Below are 19,573 nucleotides of genomic sequence, written 5' to 3' on the forward strand. Positions count from 1 at the left end.
ATCCCGAACAGGGGATGCGGCCCGCGCTCCGGACCTAGTCTGTGCGAGGTTGCAGGCAGGAGGCCAGTGCATGGAGGACCTCGGCGCCGCGGACCCGCGGCAGGTCGGCCGGTACACGCTCATGGGCCGGCTGGGCGCGGGCGGGATGGGTTCGGTGTACCTCGGGCGCGCGGCCGGGGGACGTACCGTCGCCGTGAAGGTGGCGCAGGCGGAGTTGGCGCGGGATCCCGGCTTCCGGTTGCGGTTCGCAAGGGAGGTCGCCGCGGCGAAAAAGGTCTCGGGCGCATTCACCGCGGCGGTGGTGGACGACGATGCGCAGGCCGAAGTCCCCTGGATGGCCACCGCGTTCGTCGTCGGGGTCCCCTTGCTCCAGGCGGTCATCAGGCACGGCCCGCTGCCCGAGTACACACTGCGGACGCTTACGGCGGGGCTCGCCGAAGCGCTCATCTCCATCCATGACGCCGGGCTGATCCACCGCGACCTCAAGCCGGCGAACGTCATGCTGGCTCTGGACGGGCCGCGCGTCATCGACTTCGGGATCTCGCGGGCGGCCGAGGGCACCACGCTGACTCGCACCGGGGCGGTCATCGGGTCGGCGCCCTACATGTCGCCGGAACAGACGCTCGGCCGGGCGCTCACCCCGGCCAGCGATGTCTTCTCCCTGGGGTCCACGGTCGCCTTCGCGGCTCTCGGCTCGCATTTGTACGGCGATGGCCATGGAGCCGGGGTCGGGTACCGCATCGTGCACACCCGGCCGGACATCGAGGCGGTTCCGGCGAGTCTGCGTCCACTGATCGAGGCCTGCCTGGCCCGCGAGCCCGGCGCACGGCCCACCCCCCAACAGGTGGTCGATCACGTCGAGCGGCAGAACAGGCCGCCGGAGTCGGGCAGCTGGCTCTCCGGTGCGGTCGTCGCGGACGTCATCGCCGTACGTGGCCTCATGACGGACCTCACGGCCAGGCCTCCGGCCCCCGGCAGGGTGGAGGAGCCCCCGGCAGCCGGTCGCCGGAAGCTGCTCCTCGCGGTGGGCGGTGCGCTGGTCTCGGCGGTCGGGGCGGGGGGCGGCCTCTGGCTGGCCAAGGGCGGTGGCGGGGGTTCCGGAGGGGCCACCGGTGCGTCCGGCGCCGACAGGGGATCGACGCAGCCGCGCCGTACCCGGCGCCCCTCGGGCGATGTTCCCGAAGGGCAGCTGGCCTGGAAGGTGACCCAGTCCGCCGCCGCGTCGCAGGTGCTCTCGGCCAACGGGGCAGTGGCCTGTGTTTCCGAAGAGGCTGTCCGGGGCGTCGACGACAAGGGCGACACGAAATGGACCGTGGACGGCGGCACCGGCGGGCACGGCATCAGCTTCGCGGTGCACGACGCGACACCCACGACCGTCGCCGGGGTGGACGGGAATCTGCTGTACGTGGCGGGTTCGAAAGCCCTGAAGGGCGCAGTGGCCGCGATCGACATGGTCAGCGGGAAGGCCGTGTCGACGGTGGTCGCGGACCGGCCGTTCGCCAAGGGGGTGCTCAGGTTCTGGGGGATCCGGGAGGGCCTGGCGTATCTCGTCGGCCTGGGCGGTGACCCGGGCTCGGCGTCCGGGGGCTACTACGTCTGGGCACTGGACCTCGCCGACCGCCGCACGGCCTGGGTGCACAGCGAGACGGAACGGCCCGTCGCCTCGGCTCTGCCGTTGACCGGTGACCACGTCGTATTCACAGCCGGAGGCAGCCTGAGGGCACTCGACGGAAACGGCGAGCCCGTATGGGAGCGGAAGCTGACCGCGACGCTCGCCGCCACCGAACGGCACGTCATCGTCCTCGACGAGCGTGACACCCTGCAGGCCCTGGACCCGGCGACGGGAGACAGGGTGTGGACCGCCGAGGGCGCCGCCGAGGGATCCGCCCATGGCGACGGCATCGCCATCGACAAGGGCGGCGGCCTCCTGTACGGCCTGTGGCAGGACGAGGACGGCGGGCACTCGCTGCGCTGCCTGGACAGCGCGACCGGCAGGACCCGGTGGCAGGCCCCGGTCCCGGCCGGGCAGAAGGACGCCAAGGGCTCCGGCGTACGCATGCTGTACGGGGACGGAAACCTGTACTGGATGGCCTCGGACGCTGTTGTCTGGGCCGTCGACCCGGCGCACGGCAAGGCTCGGTGGAAGTACACGGGGCTGCGCGGGAGGAACCCCGCCTTCCTGGCCTGGAGCGCCGGCGAAGGCCGTCTGTGCCTCTCGGATCCGACGGCCCGCACGGTGTCCCTGCTGCATGCGAACGGAGCGTAGGAATGCACCCTCTGGAGGACGCGGACCCGCGGCAGGCCGGCCCCTACCGGCTCCTCGGCCGCCTGGGCGCCGGAGCCCTGGGGGTGGTCTGTCTGGGGCGTTCGTACGGCGGCCGTACGGTCGCGGTCAGGCTGGTCCGCGCTGAGCTCGCCCACGACGCCGGGTTCCGGGCCCGCTTCCGTGCGGAGGTCACGGCGGCGCGGGCGGCGTCCGGAGCCTTCACCGCCCCGGTCGTCGACGCGGACCCGGACGCCGTCACTCCGTGGGTGGCGACGGTGTTCGTGCCCGGTGTCCCGCTGCACGAGGCCGTGCGGCTCCACGGGCCGCTGCCCGAGCCGGCGCTGCTCGCCCTGGCGATCGGGGTCGCCGAGGCCCTCGTGGGCATCCACGCGGCGGGCCTCGTCCACCGGGATCTGAAGCCGGGCAATGTGCTCCTCGCCCTGGACGGGCCGCACCTCGTCGACTTCGGGATCGCACGGGCCGCCGACGGCACGAGGCCCACGGGTACGGGCCCTGTCCTCGGCACGTCCGCGTACATGTCGCCGGAGCAGGCGGCGGGACAGCCGCTCACATCGGCCTGCGACATGTTCTCCCTGGGGGCGACCCTCGCGTTCGCCGCGACCGGGTCGAGCGTGTTCGGCGAGGGGCCCGGCCCGGACGTCCGGCGGCGGGTCGTCGGCGACGGACCCGGTCTTTCGACGGTGCCGGACGCATTGCGGCCGCTGGTCGCGGCCTGCCTGTCGAAGAGTCCCGCCGACCGCCCGACTTCCGGGCAGGCGATCGAGTTCCTCTCCCGGGAAGGGCTGCCGACGGCGGCCGGTCCGTGGCTGCCAGCCTCTCTGATCACCGCCATCGAGCGGGCGGCGGCGGTCATGACCTCGTCGGGCCCGGCCACCCTGTCTCCTGAGCCGCCTGAACCACCGTCTGCACAAGCGCCGTCGAGCCCCGCGGCCGGGCAGCCCGGCGCCCCACCGGCCGCCGTGATCGCTCCGCCTCCGCCTCCCCTTCCCCCGGCGCCGCCCCGGCCCCTGCCGTCCTCGCCGGGTTCCGGGGCGGGCCCGGGGCCCAGCCGCCGAAGGCTCGTACTGGGCCTGGCGGGCGGCGCGCTGGCGGGCGGCGGCACCCTGCTCGCGCTGGCACTGAGCGGCCGGCCCCCGGGCGGCGCCTCCGGCAACGGAGAGGGCGGGAAGCCCACGGGTTCCCCGGACCCGAAGGACCCCGGGCGGGTGCTCGCCACCAAGACCGTCGCGACCCCGCTGTGGACGGCTGGGACCGGCGAACGGCTCATCCACGTGGTGGGCGGGAACGAGACGGTCGTCGCCGTCGGCAGCAATAGCCTGCGGGCTTTCGACCGGGGCGGCAAGCCCCGTTGGGGCCCGCTGCGCAACACCACGAACCCGGCTGTCGAGGACATGGGAGGCAACCCCCTCGTCCTCCACGGCGACATGGCGTTCGCCGTGGACCACACGGACCAGCTGGAGCCGACCGGTCGGACCCTCGTGCTCAGGGCCCTCGACCTGGCCACCGGCACCCAGAAATGGACTCTCGGCCGGCCGGCCGACGGGGTCAGGATCGCCGGCGCACACGCCAAGCCCGACGGTCTTGTGTACGTCACCGGGTACTCCTACGACCGGACCGGGTTCGTCTGGGCCGTGGACCCCGCGAACGGGAGGATTCGCTGGACGAAGGAGTTCGACCAGGTGGCGAGCCAGTTCCTCCTGATGGTGCCCTCGTCCGGCGAGCACCTGCTGTGGCGCAGCAGCACCAGGACCGATCAGAGCGCACCGCGGATGTCGGCGCTGGACGCGGATTCGGGCGGCCGGGTCCTGTGGCAGCAGCCCGCCCCGGGCGGCAACAGCACCCTCACCATGATCATCGACTCGCTGCGCGTCCGCTGGTCCGACGGACCGCACTGCTCGGCCGGCGGGTTCTTCCTCCACCTGGCCGGGAGCCTGTACGCCGTGGACCCCGCGAACGGTCAGGTGGCTTGGCGCTCCCCCGAATCCTCGTTGTCGGTCATGGCGGTGACCGCCTCTCCGGACGGGGAGACCGTGTACGAGGCCGGAGTCGACGGGAAGAGCAGGGCCTTCGTCCGCGCTCGCGGATCCCGTTCCGGCGCGATCCGTTGGGCCGGGAGGCTGCCGGGTGCCGTGGAAGAACCGATCGGGCTCCAGTGCGCGGACGGCAACCTGTACGTGTGGTCGACGGGCCAGGTGCGGGCCCTGGACGCGGACAGCGGTACGGCGCGATGGAACTACGGGTTCGCCGCGAGCTCCGACGCCGTGTGGGAGACGTACGTCCCGATGTGGGCGGGCGGTGGGCGGCTCTACGTCGGGTCGGAGAAGGGCCTGATCGCTCTGGACGCCGAAGGCGGTTGAGCGGGCCCTCGTGCCGCCGCTCGGCCCCGGCGCGGGGGAAGCCGGCCCAGCCAAGCGAGGAAGACCGAACCCGCGCCGGAGACCACTTGGGTCTTCCGGCGCGGGTTCGTCGTGCGGGAGCCGGTTCGGGATCGAGGTTCGAGGAGCCGGTACGGGGCCGGGTCAGCGGCGGTCGTCAGGGCCGGTGCCGTTCGTGCCCTCCGAGCCGTCCGTCCCGTCTGCCTCTTCCTCGCCCTGCTTGGCCCGGACATCGGGGTCGAGCGGACTCGGGCCGCTGCCGTCGACCGAGGTCAGCGGTGCGCGGTCGGAGACCTCCGTGGCGGCGGGCGGTTCGACCAGCCAGTCGGGGTTGGCCTGCTTGTCCCACCACCGCCAGACGGCATAGGCGCCGGCCACGACGAGGCCGGCCACGACGAACCCCTTGAACAGCCGGCCGGCCCTCGCCCGCCGCTCGTGCTTCCGGGCCAGCTGCCGGATCTCCTCAGCCGTGACCTGGCTGCGCAGCGCGGCCAGCGCGGCGGCGCTGCGGGCCTGGGCCTCCTCGGCCACCGGCTGGGCGACGGCCATCGCGTGTTCGACGCGCGGCACGGTGTAGTCCGCTGCGGTCCGCGCCGCCCGGCGGGTGCGGACCGCAGCGCGCCGGCCGACCTCGTCGACCTTGGGCGGCACATGGGCCAGGGCGAGTTCGATACGTGGTGCCAGATGCGCGTCGTACTGGACGCGGGCCTGCTGAGCCGCCTTGGACACCTTCGGCGCGAGCCGCGTGCGGGCCTCGCACGCGAGATGTGCGGCCTGGCCCTTGGCCGTGTCGGCGTAGGGCGCCACCACTTCCGCGGCGTGCTGCACGCTGTCCTTCGCCGAGTCGGTTGCGGCGCGCACGCTGTCGATGCGGGTCACGGGATCCTCCTCCTTGGTGGCGGGTAGACACTCCGCCTTTCCACCCATTTCGAGATCATGCCTGCCGGATTCCTGTATGGCATGCGGGGCGGGCATCCGGGTCATTCAGGCCATGAGTGACACTCTGGGTAATGCGGTGCAAGGGGAGCTTGTCGTCGACAATGTCACGGTTCATGCCGGATCGCGCCGCTTCGTCACGCACTTGGCCGCATTTGCTGTGGCGGGCGGCGGGCGGCGGGCGGCGGGCGGCGGGCGGCGGGCGGCGGACCGAGGGCCTCCGGACGTGGAATGGGGCAGGGAGGTGAGCGCCACGCGCCCACGGGTCGCGGCCGAGCGCCGGAGCGTGCGGTCCGTGCGAGGATCGGTGGACGTCACCGAAGACTCAACGTCACCGAAGAAGACTCAACGTCACCGAAGACTTACGGAAGGCAGATCGTGGCTGAGCAGCTTTACGCCACCTTGAAGACCAACCAGGGCGACATCGAGATCCGGCTCCTGCCGAACCACGCGCCCAAGACGGTCAAGAACTTCGTCGAGCTCGCCAAGGGTGAGCGTGAGTGGACGCACCCCGAGACCGGCAAGAAGTCGACGGACAAGCTGTACGACGGCACCGTCTTCCACCGTGTCATCGGCGGCTTCATGATCCAGGGCGGCGACCCGCTCGGCAACGGCACCGGTGGCCCGGGGTACGAGTTCGCGGACGAGTTCCACCCGGACCTCGCCTTCAACAAGCCGTACCTGCTGGCCATGGCCAACGCCGGCCCGGGCACCAACGGCTCGCAGTTCTTCGTGACCGTTTCGCCGACCGCCTGGCTGACCGGCAAGCACACCATCTTCGGCGAGGTCACCAACGACGCCAGCAAGAAGGTCGTGGACGCCATCGCCCAGACCCAGACCAATCCCCGCACCGATCGCCCGGTGAATGACGTGGTGATCGAGTCGGTCGTCATCGAGACCCGTTGATCACCTGCGGTCATCGGCTGATCACACACTGACTGACCGTTCGGGAACCAACCGCCCTGCCCGTCCGTACTGATACATAGCGGACGAGCAGGGCGGCGTCGTGCGTGCCGTGCCCGTCATGACCAGGACCGAAGGGACCGGGAAGCGATGGGACCGATGGACCAGCAGCCGCCGGGAGGCGGTGACCAGTCCGCCGCCGCGGACGGCGCGCTCAGCTGCTACCGCCACCCCGGTCGCGAGGCGAACATCCGCTGCACCCGCTGCGAGCGCCCGATCTGCCCCGAGTGCATGATCGACGCCTCGGTCGGCTTCCAGTGCCCGGACTGCGTACGCCAGGGTTCGGGTACGGGACACGGGCCGGGCGCCGACCGGCCGCGCACCGTCGCGGGCGGCAGCATCACGGCCGATCCCCGCCTCGTCACCAAGATCCTGCTCGCCATCAATGTCGCCGTGTACATCGCGGTGCTGGCGAGAGGCACCGCGCTGGTGGACGAGCTGATGCTGCTCGGCCGCGCCTCGACCCACTACGGCGGTCCGCTCGAAGGCGTCGCGGAGGGTCAGTGGTACCGCCTGGTGACGTCGATGTTCCTGCACCAGGAGGTGTGGCACATCGCGTTCAACATGCTGGGGCTCTGGTGGCTCGGCGGGCCGCTGGAAGCGGCGCTCGGCCGTGCCCGCTACCTCACGCTGTACCTGGTCTCCGGCCTGGCCGGCAGCGCTCTCACCTACTGGCTCTCCGCGCCCTCGCAGGGTTCGCTCGGAGCCTCCGGGGCGATCTTCGGGCTGCTGGGCGCCACCGCGGTGCTCATGCGCCGGCTCAACTACGACATGCGTCCGGTCCTCGCGCTGCTCGCGGTGAACCTGGTCATCACCTTCAACCCCTGGGGCGGGATCGCCTGGCAGGCGCATGTCGGCGGTCTGGTCGCGGGCACGCTGATGGCGATCGGCATGGTGCACGCACCTCGAGAGCGGCGCGCGCTGGTGCAGTACGGCACCTGCGCGCTGGTCCTGGCGGCCGTGATCCTCGTCGTCGTCACCAGAACGGCCGCGCTCACCTGAGCGGGTATCGTCCCCGGAGCGCTTGTCCACAGCCGCAGTTGTCCACAGCGGGTACCGGATCTTGTGCATTCTGTGGGAACAACCGTGCCCCTTGTCGCTGAGCTGGGTTTTTCCAGCAGGGACAAGGGGCGTGCCGTCCCCTGATGGGGGAGACTGCAGTCACATCGGTGTCAACCGTCAGGGAGTTATCCACAGATCGTCTGACCTTTTCCCCTGCCTGTGGATAACGCTGTGGGTAACTCGGGGCAAGGGTTGCGGTACAGGGTCCCGCTGTGCATCTACGAGCACCGCGGTCCTGCATCCGCCGCGGTGCTACCTCCGTCGCGGTGCTACTTCCACTGCGTGGAGACGCCGAAGCCGCCGGCGATGAAGCCGAAGCCGACCACGATGTTCCAGTTCCCCAGGTCCTTGATCGGCAGATCGCCGTCGGTCACATAGAAGACGACGATCCAGGCCAGCCCGATCAGGAAGAGCGCCAGCATCACGGGCGCCACCCAGCTGCGGCTGGTCAGCTTTATGTTGGTTGCCTGCTTCGCCGGAGGGGGCGTGAAGTCGGCCTTCTTGCGGATACGTGACTTCGGCACGAGGAACTCTCCTGTCGATGCGCTGCGTGACCGCGCAGGGAACTGTGGCTGGCGCCGGGGCGGAGCCCGAGGGGAATGTTGCCTCCCCCGGGCGTCCGTTAGCGTAGTGCTTCCCTGGCGCCGAAGGAGATAAGGGTACGTTGAGCAATTCTGCCGACTCCCCAGAAGGCCCGGTCCGGCGCACCTTCCGGCACCCGGCCCGCGTGCTCACCGCTGCCGTCTTCGCCCTCGCCGGACTGATCTTCGTCACCAGCGCCAACACGGCCAAGGGCACCAATATCCGCACCGACTCCTCGCTGCTGAAGCTCTCCGATCTCATCCAGCAGCGCAGCAACAAGAACGCCCAGCTGGACGAGACCACCGCGGCCGTGCGCGACGACATCGACGCCCTCGTCCAGCGGGACGACGGCAGCACCAGGGCGGAGGAGGCCCGGCTCAAGGAGCTGGAGCGGGCCGGGGGCACCACGAAGCTCACCGGCCGGTCGGTGTCCGTCACCCTCAACGACGCCCCGCCCAACGCCACCGCCAACCCCGGCTACCCCGACCCGCAACCCAATGACCTGGTCATTCACCAGCAGGACCTCCAAGCGGTCGTCAACGCGCTCTGGCAGGGCGGCGCCCGGGGCATCCAGGTCATGGACCAGCGGCTGATCTCCACCAGCGCGGTGCGCTGTGTCGGCAACACCCTGATCCTCCAGGGCCGGGTCTACTCCCCGCCGTACAAGATCACCGCGGTCGGTGACCCGGGCAAGCTCAAGCAGGCGCTCAACAACTCTCCGGCGATCAGCAACTACCTGCTGTACGTGAAGGCGTACGGGCTCGGCTGGAAAGTCGATGAGCACGAGGCGGTGACTCTTCCCGGCTACTCGGGCACAGTGGACCTCCACTATGCGGAGCCCGTGGAGTAGCGAGCGGCTGTGGGGAGGCCGGCCAGGTGTCGGTGCGACTGATCGTCAGGACGTTCAGCGAACTCTGCATCACCGCCGGTGCCCTGATCGTGCTCTTTGTGGTGTACGTGCTTTTCTGGACCGGGGTGAAGGCGGCCGACGCGACCGAGGGGCAGATCGATGCCCTGCACAGCCGGTGGGCGCAGGGGACGGTGTCCGCACCCGCGCCGCAGTCCTCCCCGGCATCGGGGACGTCGAAGACACCGGATGCGCCGAAGCAGCCCCCCGCTCCCGCCGCCTACCAGGACGGCAAGCCGTTCGCGATGCTGTACATACCCCGCTTCGGCAAGGACTGGGAGTGGCCCGTCCTGGAGAACACCGAGGTCCGAACCCTGCAGAAGGGCCTCGGCCACTACTCGGGGACCGCCCGCCTCGGCGCGACGGGCAATTTCGCGGTGGCCGGACACCGCCGTACGTACGGGGACCCGTTCAAGGACTTCCCGAAGCTGCGTCCGGGCGACGCGGTGGTGCTGAGCGACGGCACGACGTGGTTCACGTACCGCATCGACAAGCCGCCCTACCGGACCGTGCCGAGCGACATCGGGGTCATCGACCCGGTTCCCCGCAAGTCCGGCTTCGACGGGCACGGCCGCTATCTGACGCTGACCACCTGCGATCCGGAGTGGGGAAGCAGCCACCGGCTGATCGCCTGGGCCCACCTCGACGCCACCCGGCCCGTGTCCGAAGGCAAGCCGGCAGCTTTCCACAGCTGACCCACGCTCCTGCCCCCGCCCTTTAGTCTGGTCTCGTACCGAATGGAGGGGACAACATGTACGGCTGGATCTGGCGGCATCTGCCGGGCAACGCATGGGTGCGTGCGCTCATCTCGCTCGTGTTGGTACTGGCCGTTGTCTACGCGCTTTTCCAGTACGTCTTCCCCTGGGCGGAGCCATTGCTTCCGTTCGGTGACGTGACGGTCGACGGCTCGACCGGGACGGAGGGCGGCCAGTGAGTGCCCGCATTCTCGTCGTGGACAACTACGACAGCTTTGTCTTCAACCTCGTCCAGTACCTCTACCAGCTCGGCGCCGAATGCGAGGTGCTGCGCAACGACGAGGTGACCACGGCACACGCCCAGGACGGCTTCGACGGCGTCCTGCTGTCGCCCGGTCCCGGCACCCCGGAGCAGGCGGGCGTCTGCGTCGAGATGGTGCGCCACTGCGCGGCGACGGGCGTCCCGGTCTTCGGGGTCTGCCTGGGCATGCAGTCGATGGCGGTGGCGTACGGCGGCGTGGTGGACCGCGCCCCGGAGCTGCTGCACGGCAAGACCTCGAAGGTGACCCACGAGGGCGTGGGGGTCTTCGCCGGCCTGCCGTCCCCCTTCACCGCGACCCGTTACCACTCGCTCGCCGCCGAACCGGACACCGTCCCGGCGGAGTTGGAGGTGACGGCGCGGACCGCCGACGGGATCATCATGGGGCTGCGCCACCGTGACCTGGCGGTGGAGGGCGTGCAGTTCCATCCGGAGTCGGTGCTTACCGAGCACGGGCACCTGATGCTGGCCAACTGGCTGGCACAGTGCGGCGACACGGCAGCCGTCGCGCGGTCGGCGGGACTCGCGCCGGTGGTGGGCAAGGCCGTCGCGTGACCGAGCTCCGCCCCGGACACGACGCCGATCAGGACGGCCCGTACGAGCAGGGAGCGTACGGGGCCGCAGGCGCGTTCGAGGCGGCGGTCGACCAGCTGGCGGACCCGTTGAACGATCCGCTGCCGCACTCCTCGCCGTGGTTCAGGGCCGGCAACGCCCCGGCCGGGGCGGCCGAGGAACCAGCTACGGGGCAGGGGCAGCACCGTGCCCCGGACGTCCTGGCACAGACGCAACCGGGGTCGGCCCGGTCGCAGGCGGCACACGGCGCCCAGGGCCATCAGGGCGCTCCGCAGGAGTGGTACGACCCCGAGGGGTTCGAACGGGACTGGTACGGGCAGCAGGCGCCCGTACCGGCGCCCGTACCGGCGCCCGCGCCTGCCCCAGTGGCGCAGCCGGCTCCGGAGCCGCTGACGCAGCCTCTCGCCGTTCCCTTCCCGGCCCACGACGAGACGATCGGTCTGCGGACGGCCGAGACCCGTCGCCCGGCCGACCGGGTCGCGCCGACCCGGCAGCCGGATCCGGATCTCGCGAGCGATGCGGAGAGCCTCGAGGAACCCGATGCGGACCCTGCTCCGTACTCCGCACCGGACCTTTCTCCGTTCTCCGCACCGGACCCTGCTCGGGACTCAGCGCCGAACCCCGCTCCGAACGCCACTCGGAACCCCGCTCCGGACTCCGACGACACCGCTGCGGAGCCGCGCACCGGAGGCCGCGCGGAGCGCCGCCGCGCGGCCAAGGGGCGGGGCCGCCGCCGTGCCGATCAGCGGCCGGAGACGGCGACGGCGGAGACGGCGACGGCCGCCACGCAGACCGACAGGCCGATGTCGCGCGTGGAGGCACGGCGCGCGGCACGTGCGGCCAAGGACAGCCCGGCCGTGGTGGCCAGCCGCGTCACCGGCGAGCTGTTCATCACGCTCGGCGTGCTGATGCTGCTGTTCGTCACCTACCAGCTGTGGTGGACGAATGTGCGCGCCGGCCAGTACGCCGGCAAGGAGACGCACAAGATCCAGGACGACTGGGCGAAGGGCGACCGCAGCCCTGGCGTGTTCGAAGCGGGGCAGGGATTCGCCATTATCCACATCCCCAAGCTGGATGTGGTTGCTCCGATCGCGGAGGGCATCAGCAAGGAGAAGGTCCTCGACCGGGGCATGGTCGGCCACTACAGCGAGGGCACGCTCCGCACCGCGATGCCCTCGGCCAAGCAGGGCAACTTCGCCCTGGCCGGTCACCGCAACACCCACGGCGAGCCGTTCCGCTACATCAACCGGCTGAACCCCGGCGACCTGATCGTGGTCGAGACGCAGGATGCGTACTACACGTACAAGACGGCCAGGACGCTGCCGCAGACATCGCCGTCCAACGTCTCGGTGATCGATCCGGTGCCACGCGGCTCCGGGTTCGAAGGGCCGGGCCGGTACATCACTCTGACGACCTGTACGCCGGAATTCACGAGTACGTACCGTTTGATCGTCTGGGGCAAGATGGTCGACGAACGACCGCGCAGCGAGGGGAAGCCCGACGCGCTCGTGGGCTGAATCATCATCACGACAGGGACGGGTGCGGTGACAGCGAGGACCGAGCACGAAGAGCGAACCGGTGAGTCCGCGCCCCCGCCCCGGCGCGGGGGCCGCCATCCCGTCGCGACGGCGGTCAGCCTCTTCGGCGAACTCCTGATCACCGCGGGCCTGGTGCTCGGACTCTTCGTCGTCTACTCCCTCTGGTGGACGAACGTGCTCGCCGACCGTGAGGCCACCAAGCAGGGCCACACCATCCGCGACCGCTGGGCGGGCGGACCGGGCGCGCTGGACACGAAGGACGGCATCGGCTTCCTGCACGTCCCGTCGATGAAGAACGGTGAGGTGCTGGTCAAGAAGGGCACCGACACCAAGAACCTCAACAACGGCATCGCGGGCTACTACACGGAGCCGGTGAAGTCGGCTCTCCCGTGGGACGAGAAGGGCAACTTCACCCTGGCCGCCCACCGCGACGGGCACGGCGCCAAGTTCCACAACATCGACAAGGTGAAGACCGGGGACGCGGTCGTCTTCGAGACCAAGGACACCTGGTACGTCTACAAAGTCTTCAAGGAGCTTCCGGAGACGTCGAAGTACAACGTCGACGTGTTGCAGGCGGTACCGAAGGGCTCGGGTGCGAAGAAGCCCGGCCGCTACATCACGCTGACGACCTGCACGCCGGTCTACACGTCGAAGTACCGCTACATCGTGTGGGGCGAGCTGGTGCGTACGGAGAAGGTGGACAAGGACCGTACGAAGCCGGCCGAGCTGCGCTGACAGCCTGGTCCGCAGCCCTCGGGCGGGTGTGCGGCGAGTACGGTCACTGGCGCGGACGTGCGGTGATTACGGTCCCCGGCGGGTGTGCCGACGACCATGATCCCGGCGGGCACGTGGCGAATACGGGCCCCGGCGGGCGCATGGCGGCCATGGCCCCCGGCGCGGGCGTGCCGAGCCGGGGGCGATCACGACGAGGGGCCCCGGTCGCCACTGGCGGTTTCTAGCGGTCGTCGCAACGCGTGGTTGATTTGATCAAGTCGCGAGTAGTTTATGCAGGCGCTCGGCTGGGGTTTCCCAGCCGAGCGTTTTGCGTGGGCGGCCGTTGAGTTCGGCGGCGACGGCGGTGAGGTGTTCGGGGGTGTGGGCGGCCAACCCGATCACGACACCGTTAGCCCCAATACAAGTCGGGAACTGCCGCAGCAGGCCGTTCGTGTTCTCGTTGGAGCCGCGCTGCCAGGGGCTGGCCGGGTCGCAGAAGTAGACCGGGATGTCCGTGGCGACGGTGAACTCGCCATGTCGGCTCATCTCGCTGCCCTGGTCCCAGGTCAGGGACCGCTTCAGATGGGCGGGCAAGGTCTTCACGGTGGTCACAGGTGCGTCCCGGACGGTTTCGCTCCGTGGTCGCCAGGCAGGTGCAGGAGCATCACGTAACGGGTGGCCCGCTCGACCAGGGTTCCGATCGCGGACCTGCCGTTCTTGCCGATGATCAGGTCGCCCTCCCAGTGTCTGGGCACCGCCCGGTCCTCGACCTCGGCCGGGCGCTCGCTGATCATGACCATCGGGGCGGCGAACCGCGGTCTGCGGGCGGCAGCCTGGCGGTGGGGGATACGGCGGGCACGGCCGGTGCGCAGAGCACCGGCCAGCTCGCGGCGAAGCTCGCCCCGGCCCTGGACGTAGAGGGCCTGGTAGACGGTCTCGTGGACCACGTGCATCTCCGGCCGGTCGGGAAAGGTGTCCCGCAGAGCCTGACAGATCTGCTCCGGGCTCCACTTCCTGTCCAGGTACCCCCGGATGAAGTCGCGCAGTGCGGGCATCCGGCCGATCTTGCCGGGCTTGGGGCGGGGCCGGCGGCCATCCGCCCTGGCCTGGGCGGCGTGCGGCCGATAGTGCCACTGGCCACGTGGGTCCACGGTCCGGTTGCGGCGTATCTCGCGGCTGATCGTGGACGGGCTGCGGCCCAGCTCGGCCGCGATCGCCCGCACGGTGGCCTTCTCCCGCAGACGGTCGGCGATGTGGATGCGATCGGCCTCGTGCAGGTACCGCGACGAGCCGGAAGGCTCTGCCACCGCGCGAAGCGGCAGCAGAGCCTTCCTCTGTTTCCCGGTGGGCTTGCGCCCGTTACGCCACTTCCGGCCCGTCCGTTCGTCGATCCCGACGATCCGGCAGGCCTCCTTGTTGCTGTAGCCCTGCTGCACGAGACGGGAGTATGCCTCCCGTTCCCGGGTCAGCTTCCGAGGGCCCTGAGGCGTCCGGTCACCGCGGATCCCGAAGTCCATCGCATCCCCTGAACTGGGATGTTGCAACGACTCCTAGAACCCAAGACTGGCGACCGGGGCCCCTCGTCGTGGTGTGTCCGGGTCAGTGCCGTCCGCCGGACGGGCCGCCGAAGATGTTGCCGTCTCCGCCGCCCGGCATGGTCTGGACGTTGACCGCGCTGTTCTTGTCGACCGGCTGGCCCGGGCCGGGCTGGAAGCCGACGATCCTCGCCTTGTCGTCGTTCGGTCCCTGCACCTGGCCGAGCTGCAGACCCGCCCCGGCGAGCAGGGTCTTCGCCTCCGCGAGTGTCTTGCCCTGGAGATCCGGAACCGTGGTCTGCTCCGGCTGCTGCGGGCCCTTGGAGACCGTCAGCACGATCTGGGTGGTCAGCGGCTGCATGGAGTCGGCGGGCGGTGTCTGGCTGATCACCTGGTTCGCCGGCTTCTCCGAATCGACGTCGGTCCTGGAGACGTTGGTGAAGCCCAAGCCATTGAGCTGGGCCACGGCGGCGTTGTAGTCCCGGTCGGCGACGTTCGGCACCTTCTGGGTGGCCTGCTTGGCGACCGTGATGGTGACTTCGGAGTTCTTCTCGGCCTTCGTGTTGCCGTCCGGGTTCTGCTTGATGACCGTGCCGGGGGTCTTCTCGGACTCGACCGCGGTGACGTTCACCGTGAAGCCCTTGGCCTCCAGCTCCTTGCGGGCCGTCGCCTCGGTCTTCTCCACGACGGCCGGGACATCGACCTTCGGCGCCCCGGTGGAGACGACGACCGTGACGGTGTCCTTCTTCGCCATCGTCTCGTCGGTGGTCGGGGTCTGGCTGCAGATCTTGCCCTTGGGCTGGTCCTCGCACGGTTCGCGCGAGCCGATCTTCAGGACGACGCCGGCGTTGTCCGCGAGCTTCTCGGCTTCCTTCACCGTCGAGCCGACCATGTTCGGCGCATCGAACTTGTCGCCGTCGCTGTTGCGGTCGCTGAACACCGACTGGCCGATCAGGATCGCGCCGATCAGCACCAGGACACCCGCGACGATCAGCAGGATAGTCGAGGTGTTGCTCTTCTTCTGGCGGCGGCGGTCCGGGCGGTCGTCGTAGCCTTGGCCGCCGTCGTCCGGGTTGACCGGGGGCAGCATGGACGTGGGCGCGCCGTTCTGGTCCGCGGCGCGCAGCGCGGTGGTCGGCTGGTCGTTGCCGTACGCGTCGTAGCCGCCGTAACCGGCCACGCCCATCGCCGCGGTGGCGGCGACCGGCTGGCCGTCGAGGCAGGCCTCGATGTCGGCGCGCATCTCGTCGGCCGACTGGTAGCGGTAGTCGGGGTCCTTGACCAGGGCCTTCAACACGATCGCGTCCATCTCGGGCGTGATCTCGGGGTCGAAGTTGCTGGGCTTCTGCGGCTCTTCCCGTACGTGCTGGTAGGCGACCGCGACCGGTGAGTCACCGATGAAGGGCGGTCGCACCGTCAGCAGCTCGTAGAGCAGACAGCCGGTCGAGTAGAGGTCGGAGCGCGCGTCGACCTGCTCGCCCTTGGCCTGCTCCGGGGAGAGGTACTGGGCGGTGCCGATGACGGCGGCGGTCTGGGTCATCGTCATTCCGGAGTCGCCCATGGCGCGGGCGATGCCGAAGTCCATGACCTTGACCTGGCCGGTGCGCGTCAGCATGACGTTCGCCGGCTTGATGTCGCGGTGGACGATGCCGGCGCGGTGCGAGTACTCCAGCGCCTGGAGGATGCCGACGGTCATCTCAAGGGTGCGCTCGGGCAGCAGCTTGCGGCCGGAGTGCAGGAGTTCCCTGAGCGTCGACCCGTCGACGTACTCCATCACGATGTACGGGATGGAGACCCCGTCGACGTAGTCCTCGCCGGTGTCGTAGACGGCGACGATCGCCGGGTGGTTGAGCGAGGCGGCGGACTGGGCCTCACGGCGGAACCGGGCCTGGAAGGACGGATCGCGGGCCAGATCGGCCCGGAGCGTCTTCACGGCTACGGTGCGGCCGAGCCGGGTGTCGTGTGCGAGGTAGACCTCGGCCATGCCACCACGGCCGAGCACCGAGCCCAGCTCGTACCGGCCGCCGAGGCGACGCGGCTCTTCCATAACAGTTCCAGCCCTCTCCGTCAGTCCCGACCGCACCGGTGTGTGGTCCGGCGGTGTGCTGCTCGCGCATACGCTACCGGCCGCGCACTACCTGATCGGCCCGGAGTCCGGACCTGATACCTGACCGGTATCCCGATGTGCAGATATGGCCCCCGATGTGACGGGCGTCACTTCTTGCTGTCGATGACTGCCTTCATCACGTCCCGCGCGATCGGGGCGGCCAGACCGCCACCGGAGATGTCGTCGCGGTTGGCCTGGCTGTCCTCGACGACCACGGCGACGGCGACCGGGGAGCCGCTGTCGGTCTTGGCGTACGAGATGAACCAGGCGTACGGGTTCTCACTGTTGTTCAGGCCGTGCTGGGCGGTACCGGTCTTGCCGCCGACAGTGACGCCATCGATGAGGGCATTGGTTCCCGTGCCGTTCTTGACGACGGTTTCCATCATCTGCTGGAGCTTCTGCGCGTTCTCACCCGAGAGGGGCTGGCTGAACTGCTCCTTCTCGTGGGTGTAGATCGCGTCCAGGTTGGGGGCCTGGCGCTCGGCGACCATGTACGGCTGCATCAGCTTGCCGTCGTTGGCCACGGCCGCGGCGACCATCGCCATCTGGAGCGGGGTCGCGCGGTTGGACGCCTGGCCGATGCCGGCCATGGCGTTCTGCGGACGGTTGTCCTTGGGGTAGACGCTGGCGTCGGCGCGTACCGGGGTGAAGATCTCCTTGTTGAAGCCGAACTTGCCGGCCTCGTCGATCATCTTCTGGTTGCCGAGATCGTCGCTGATCTTGCCGAAGACGGTGTTGCAGGACCACCGCAGCGCTTCCCGGAGCGTGGCGTTCTCGCACGGGATGTTGCCCTCGTTGGCGAGGTTGCCGGTGGTCAGCGGGAGCCGCCAGGGCAGCGGGGAGTTCGTCTTGTCGTCGATCCCCTGGTACAGCCCGTTCTCCAGGGCCGCGGCGGCGGTGACGACCTTGAAGGTCGAGCCGGGCGGGTAGGTCTCGCGCAATGCCCGGTTGAGCATCGGCTTGTCCTTGTCCTTCAGGAGCTGCTGCCGGGCCTTGCTGTCCTTGTCGGAGTTGCCTGCGAAGACCGAAGGGTCGTAGGACGGCGTGCTCACCAGGGCGAGGATGGCGCCCGTCTGCGGGTCGAGCGCGGCGACGGCGCCTTTCTTGCTGCCGAGCCCCTTGAACGCGGCCTTCTGCGCGGCGCCGTTCAGGGTGGTGACGACGTTGCCGCCCTGCTGTTTGTCGTTGGTGAACATCGAGAGGGTGCGGTCGAAGAAGAGCTGGTCGTCGTTGCCCGTGAGGATGCCGTCCTCCAGGCTCTCCAACTGCGAGGCGTCGAACGCCTGCGAGGAGTACCCGGTGACGGGCGCCCACATGGGGCCGTTCTTCCAGACCCGCTTGTACTTGAAGTCGCTGCCCTTGGTCTCGACGGACCCGGTGACGGGGTTGCCGTCGACGATGATGTTGCCGCGCTCGTGGGCGTAACGCTCGATGCGGACACGACGGTTCTCGTCGCGACTGTTCAGCTCGTCGGCGCGGACGTACTGCAGGTAGTTGGTCCGTACGAGCAGGGCGAGGATGAGGATGCCGCAGAAGATCGCGATCCGGCGCAGGGGCTTGTTCACGGTCGGACCACCTGGGTCATCTCGGCGTCGGGGGACGGTGCGGGCGCAGGTGCGGGACGGCGGGCGGTGTCGCTGATCCGGATCAGGATCGCGATCAGTGCCCAGTTGGCCAGCACGGACGAACCACCGTACGCAAGGAACGGCATGGTCATACCGCTGAGCGGGATGAGCCCCATGACACCGCCGGCGACCACGAAGATCTGGATCGCGAAGGCTCCCGACAGCCCGATGGCGAGCAGCTTGCCGAAGGGGTCGCGGGCGGCGAGTGCGGTGCGGACGCCCCGCTCGACGATCAGGCCGTAGATCAGCAGGACGGCCATCATCCCGGCCAGGCCCAGCTCCTCACCGACGGTGGAGAGGATGAAGTCGGCGTTGGCCGCGAACATGATCAGGTCCGAGTGGCCCTGGCCCAGTCCGGTGCCGAGCGTGCCGCCGGAACCGAAGGCCATCAGCGACTGGGCGATCTGGTCGCTCTGCGCCATCGTCGCTTTGGAGAACGGGTCCAGCCAGGCGTTCACTCGGGCCTGAACGTGCGACTCGAAGGAGGCCACACCGACCGCGCCCACCGCGGACATCAGGAGACCGAAGACGATCCAGCTGGTCCGCTCGGTGGCGACGTACAGCATCACGACGAAGAGGCCGAAGAACAGCAGCGAGGTGCCGAGGTCGGTCTCGAAGACCAGGATCAGGATCGACAGCGCCCAGATGGTGATGATCGGTCCGAGGTCACGTCCGCGCGGGAGGTACATCCCCATGAAGCGGCGGCTGGCCAGCGCCAGTGCGTCCCGCTTCACCATGAGGTAGCCGGAGAAGAACACCGCGATCAGGATCTTGGCGAACTCTCCTGGCTGGATCGTGAACGGGCCGAGGCTGATCCAGATCTTCGCGCCGTTCACCGCAGGGAAGAACATCGGCAGGATCAGCAGGACCAGCGCCACGGCCATCGAGATGTAGGTGTAGCGCTGGAGGATGCGGTGGTCCTTGAGGATCACCAGCACTGCGACGAAGAAGGCGACACCGATCGCCGAGTAGAGCAGCTGCTTGGGGGCGTCGGGGCTGTATTCGCCGTACGCGAGTTCCGCACGCTGGATCAGTCGCTGCGACTGGTCCAGCCGCCAGATCAGCACCAGGCCCAGGCCGTTGAGCAGGGTGGCGAGCGGGAGCAGCAGCGGGTCCGAGTACGGCGCGAACTTGCGCACCACGAGGTGGGCGACGCCGCCGAGCAGGATGAGTCCCGCGCCGTATCCGAACATGCCGGACGGGAGCTTGCCGTCGATGGCTAGCCCGACGTTGGCGTAGGCGAACACCGAGATGGCGATGGCGAAGCCCATCATCATCAGCTCGGTGTTGCGACGGCTCGGTGCGTCGATCGCGCCGATCGTGGTCGTGTTGGTGACAACGCTCATGGTGCTGAA

At 69.6% G+C, this 19,573-nt stretch carries 15 protein-coding genes and 1 pseudogene; 10 read left to right on the forward strand and 6 right to left on the reverse strand.

Features of this window, described 5'->3' with window-relative positions; all coding sequences use genetic code 11:
* Positions 1-70: 70 nt before the first annotated feature.
* Complete coding sequence (locus OHA19_RS20470; protein ID WP_405751062.1) at positions 71-2,266, forward strand: protein kinase domain-containing protein; 2,196 nt, start codon at positions 71-73, stop codon at positions 2,264-2,266.
* A 2-nt stretch (positions 2,267-2,268) separates the two neighbouring features.
* Positions 2,269-4,644 (forward strand): protein kinase domain-containing protein, encoded by a 2,376-nt coding sequence (locus OHA19_RS20475; protein WP_405714590.1) that lies wholly within the window; start codon positions 2,269-2,271, stop codon positions 4,642-4,644.
* 162 nt (positions 4,645-4,806) lie between these two features.
* Here OHA19_RS20475 and OHA19_RS20480 read toward each other — a convergent pair whose 3' ends face one another.
* Entirely contained in the window at positions 4,807-5,541 is a 735-nt protein-coding gene (locus OHA19_RS20480) for a DUF5324 family protein (protein WP_405751064.1), read from the reverse strand.
* Between the two features lie 435 nt (positions 5,542-5,976).
* Here OHA19_RS20480 and OHA19_RS20485 point away from each other — a divergent pair, with 435 nt between their 5' ends.
* Both OHA19_RS20485 and OHA19_RS20490 read left to right on the forward strand, forming a co-directional pair.
* The gene (locus OHA19_RS20485; RefSeq protein ID WP_405714586.1) at positions 5,977-6,504 is read left to right on the forward strand and encodes a peptidylprolyl isomerase; all 528 of its coding nucleotides are present in this window, start codon (positions 5,977-5,979) and stop codon (positions 6,502-6,504) included.
* Positions 6,505-6,660: 156 nt separating this feature from the next.
* Positions 6,661-7,563, forward strand: a complete 903-nt coding sequence (locus OHA19_RS20490; RefSeq protein WP_405721660.1) for a rhomboid family intramembrane serine protease — start codon at positions 6,661-6,663, stop codon at positions 7,561-7,563.
* Between the two features lie 329 nt (positions 7,564-7,892).
* Here OHA19_RS20490 and crgA read toward each other — a convergent pair whose 3' ends face one another.
* On the reverse strand, positions 7,893-8,147 hold the full coding sequence (crgA, locus tag OHA19_RS20495) for a cell division protein CrgA (protein ID WP_093548084.1): 255 nt from the start codon (positions 8,145-8,147) through the stop codon (positions 7,893-7,895).
* Positions 8,148-8,287: 140 nt separating this feature from the next.
* Between crgA and OHA19_RS20500 the strand changes: the two genes are divergently transcribed.
* The 6 genes from OHA19_RS20500 to OHA19_RS20525 all read left to right on the forward strand — a co-directional run bounded on the left by OHA19_RS20500 (position 8,288) and on the right by OHA19_RS20525 (position 12,972).
* Positions 8,288-9,055, forward strand: coding sequence for a DUF881 domain-containing protein (locus tag OHA19_RS20500; protein WP_405714584.1), 768 nt, complete (start codon positions 8,288-8,290; stop codon positions 9,053-9,055).
* Positions 9,056-9,081: 26 nt separating this feature from the next.
* On the forward strand, positions 9,082-9,807 hold the full coding sequence (locus OHA19_RS20505; RefSeq protein WP_405751067.1) for a class E sortase: 726 nt from the start codon (positions 9,082-9,084) through the stop codon (positions 9,805-9,807).
* 56 nt (positions 9,808-9,863) lie between these two features.
* Complete coding sequence (locus OHA19_RS20510; RefSeq protein WP_266914546.1) at positions 9,864-10,046, forward strand: hypothetical protein; 183 nt, start codon at positions 9,864-9,866, stop codon at positions 10,044-10,046.
* On the forward strand, positions 10,043-10,681 hold the full coding sequence (locus OHA19_RS20515; protein ID WP_405751069.1) for an aminodeoxychorismate/anthranilate synthase component II: 639 nt from the start codon (positions 10,043-10,045) through the stop codon (positions 10,679-10,681). Before OHA19_RS20510 ends, OHA19_RS20515 begins: the two co-directional genes overlap by 4 nt.
* Before the next feature lie 218 nt (positions 10,682-10,899).
* Positions 10,900-12,216 carry a class E sortase gene (locus OHA19_RS20520; protein WP_405753287.1) on the forward strand — a complete coding sequence of 439 codons (1,317 nt, stop codon included), beginning with the start codon at positions 10,900-10,902 and terminating at the stop codon, positions 12,214-12,216.
* Between the two features lie 27 nt (positions 12,217-12,243).
* The gene (locus tag OHA19_RS20525; RefSeq protein WP_405714576.1) at positions 12,244-12,972 is read left to right on the forward strand and encodes a class E sortase; all 729 of its coding nucleotides are present in this window, start codon (positions 12,244-12,246) and stop codon (positions 12,970-12,972) included.
* Positions 12,973-13,224: 252 nt separating this feature from the next.
* On the opposite strand, the pseudogene OHA19_RS20530 reads toward OHA19_RS20525, so the two are convergent.
* The 4 genes and pseudogenes from OHA19_RS20530 to OHA19_RS20545 form a co-directional block, all read right to left on the reverse strand.
* Positions 13,225-14,468, reverse strand: a pseudogene (locus OHA19_RS20530) (IS30 family transposase).
* An 82-nt stretch (positions 14,469-14,550) separates the two neighbouring features.
* On the reverse strand, positions 14,551-16,533 hold the full coding sequence (pknB, locus tag OHA19_RS20535) for a Stk1 family PASTA domain-containing Ser/Thr kinase (protein WP_405751071.1): 1,983 nt from the start codon (positions 16,531-16,533) through the stop codon (positions 14,551-14,553).
* A 167-nt stretch (positions 16,534-16,700) separates the two neighbouring features.
* On the reverse strand, positions 16,701-18,158 hold the full coding sequence (locus OHA19_RS20540) for a penicillin-binding transpeptidase domain-containing protein (RefSeq protein WP_405714572.1): 1,458 nt from the start codon (positions 18,156-18,158) through the stop codon (positions 16,701-16,703).
* Positions 18,155-19,564, reverse strand: a complete 1,410-nt coding sequence (locus tag OHA19_RS20545) for an FtsW/RodA/SpoVE family cell cycle protein (RefSeq protein WP_405714570.1) — start codon at positions 19,562-19,564, stop codon at positions 18,155-18,157. The genes OHA19_RS20540 and OHA19_RS20545 overlap by 4 nt, the downstream gene beginning before the upstream one ends.
* Positions 19,565-19,573: the final 9 nt, after the last annotated feature.

It is taken from the genome of Streptomyces sp. NBC_00012, assembly GCF_045040875.1.
Taxonomy (GTDB): domain Bacteria; phylum Actinomycetota; class Actinomycetes; order Streptomycetales; family Streptomycetaceae; genus Streptomyces.

What these genes read in the sequence shown, in the direction of transcription:
- OHA19_RS20470 (WP_405751062.1), top strand. Translation starts at nt 71, where the DNA reads ATGGAGGACCTCGGCGCCGCGGACCCGCGGCAGGTCGGCCGGTACACG.
- OHA19_RS20475 (WP_405714590.1), top strand. Translation starts at nt 2,269, where the DNA reads ATGCACCCTCTGGAGGACGCGGACCCGCGGCAGGCCGGCCCCTACCGG.
- OHA19_RS20490 (WP_405721660.1), top strand. Translation starts at nt 6,661, where the DNA reads ATGGACCAGCAGCCGCCGGGAGGCGGTGACCAGTCCGCCGCCGCGGAC.
- OHA19_RS20510 (WP_266914546.1), top strand. Translation starts at nt 9,864, where the DNA reads ATGTACGGCTGGATCTGGCGGCATCTGCCGGGCAACGCATGGGTGCGT.
- pknB (WP_405751071.1), bottom strand. Translation starts at nt 16,533, where the DNA reads ATGGAAGAGCCGCGTCGCCTCGGCGGCCGGTACGAGCTGGGCTCGGTG.
- OHA19_RS20545 (WP_405714570.1), bottom strand. Translation starts at nt 19,564, where the DNA reads ATGAGCGTTGTCACCAACACGACCACGATCGGCGCGATCGACGCACCG.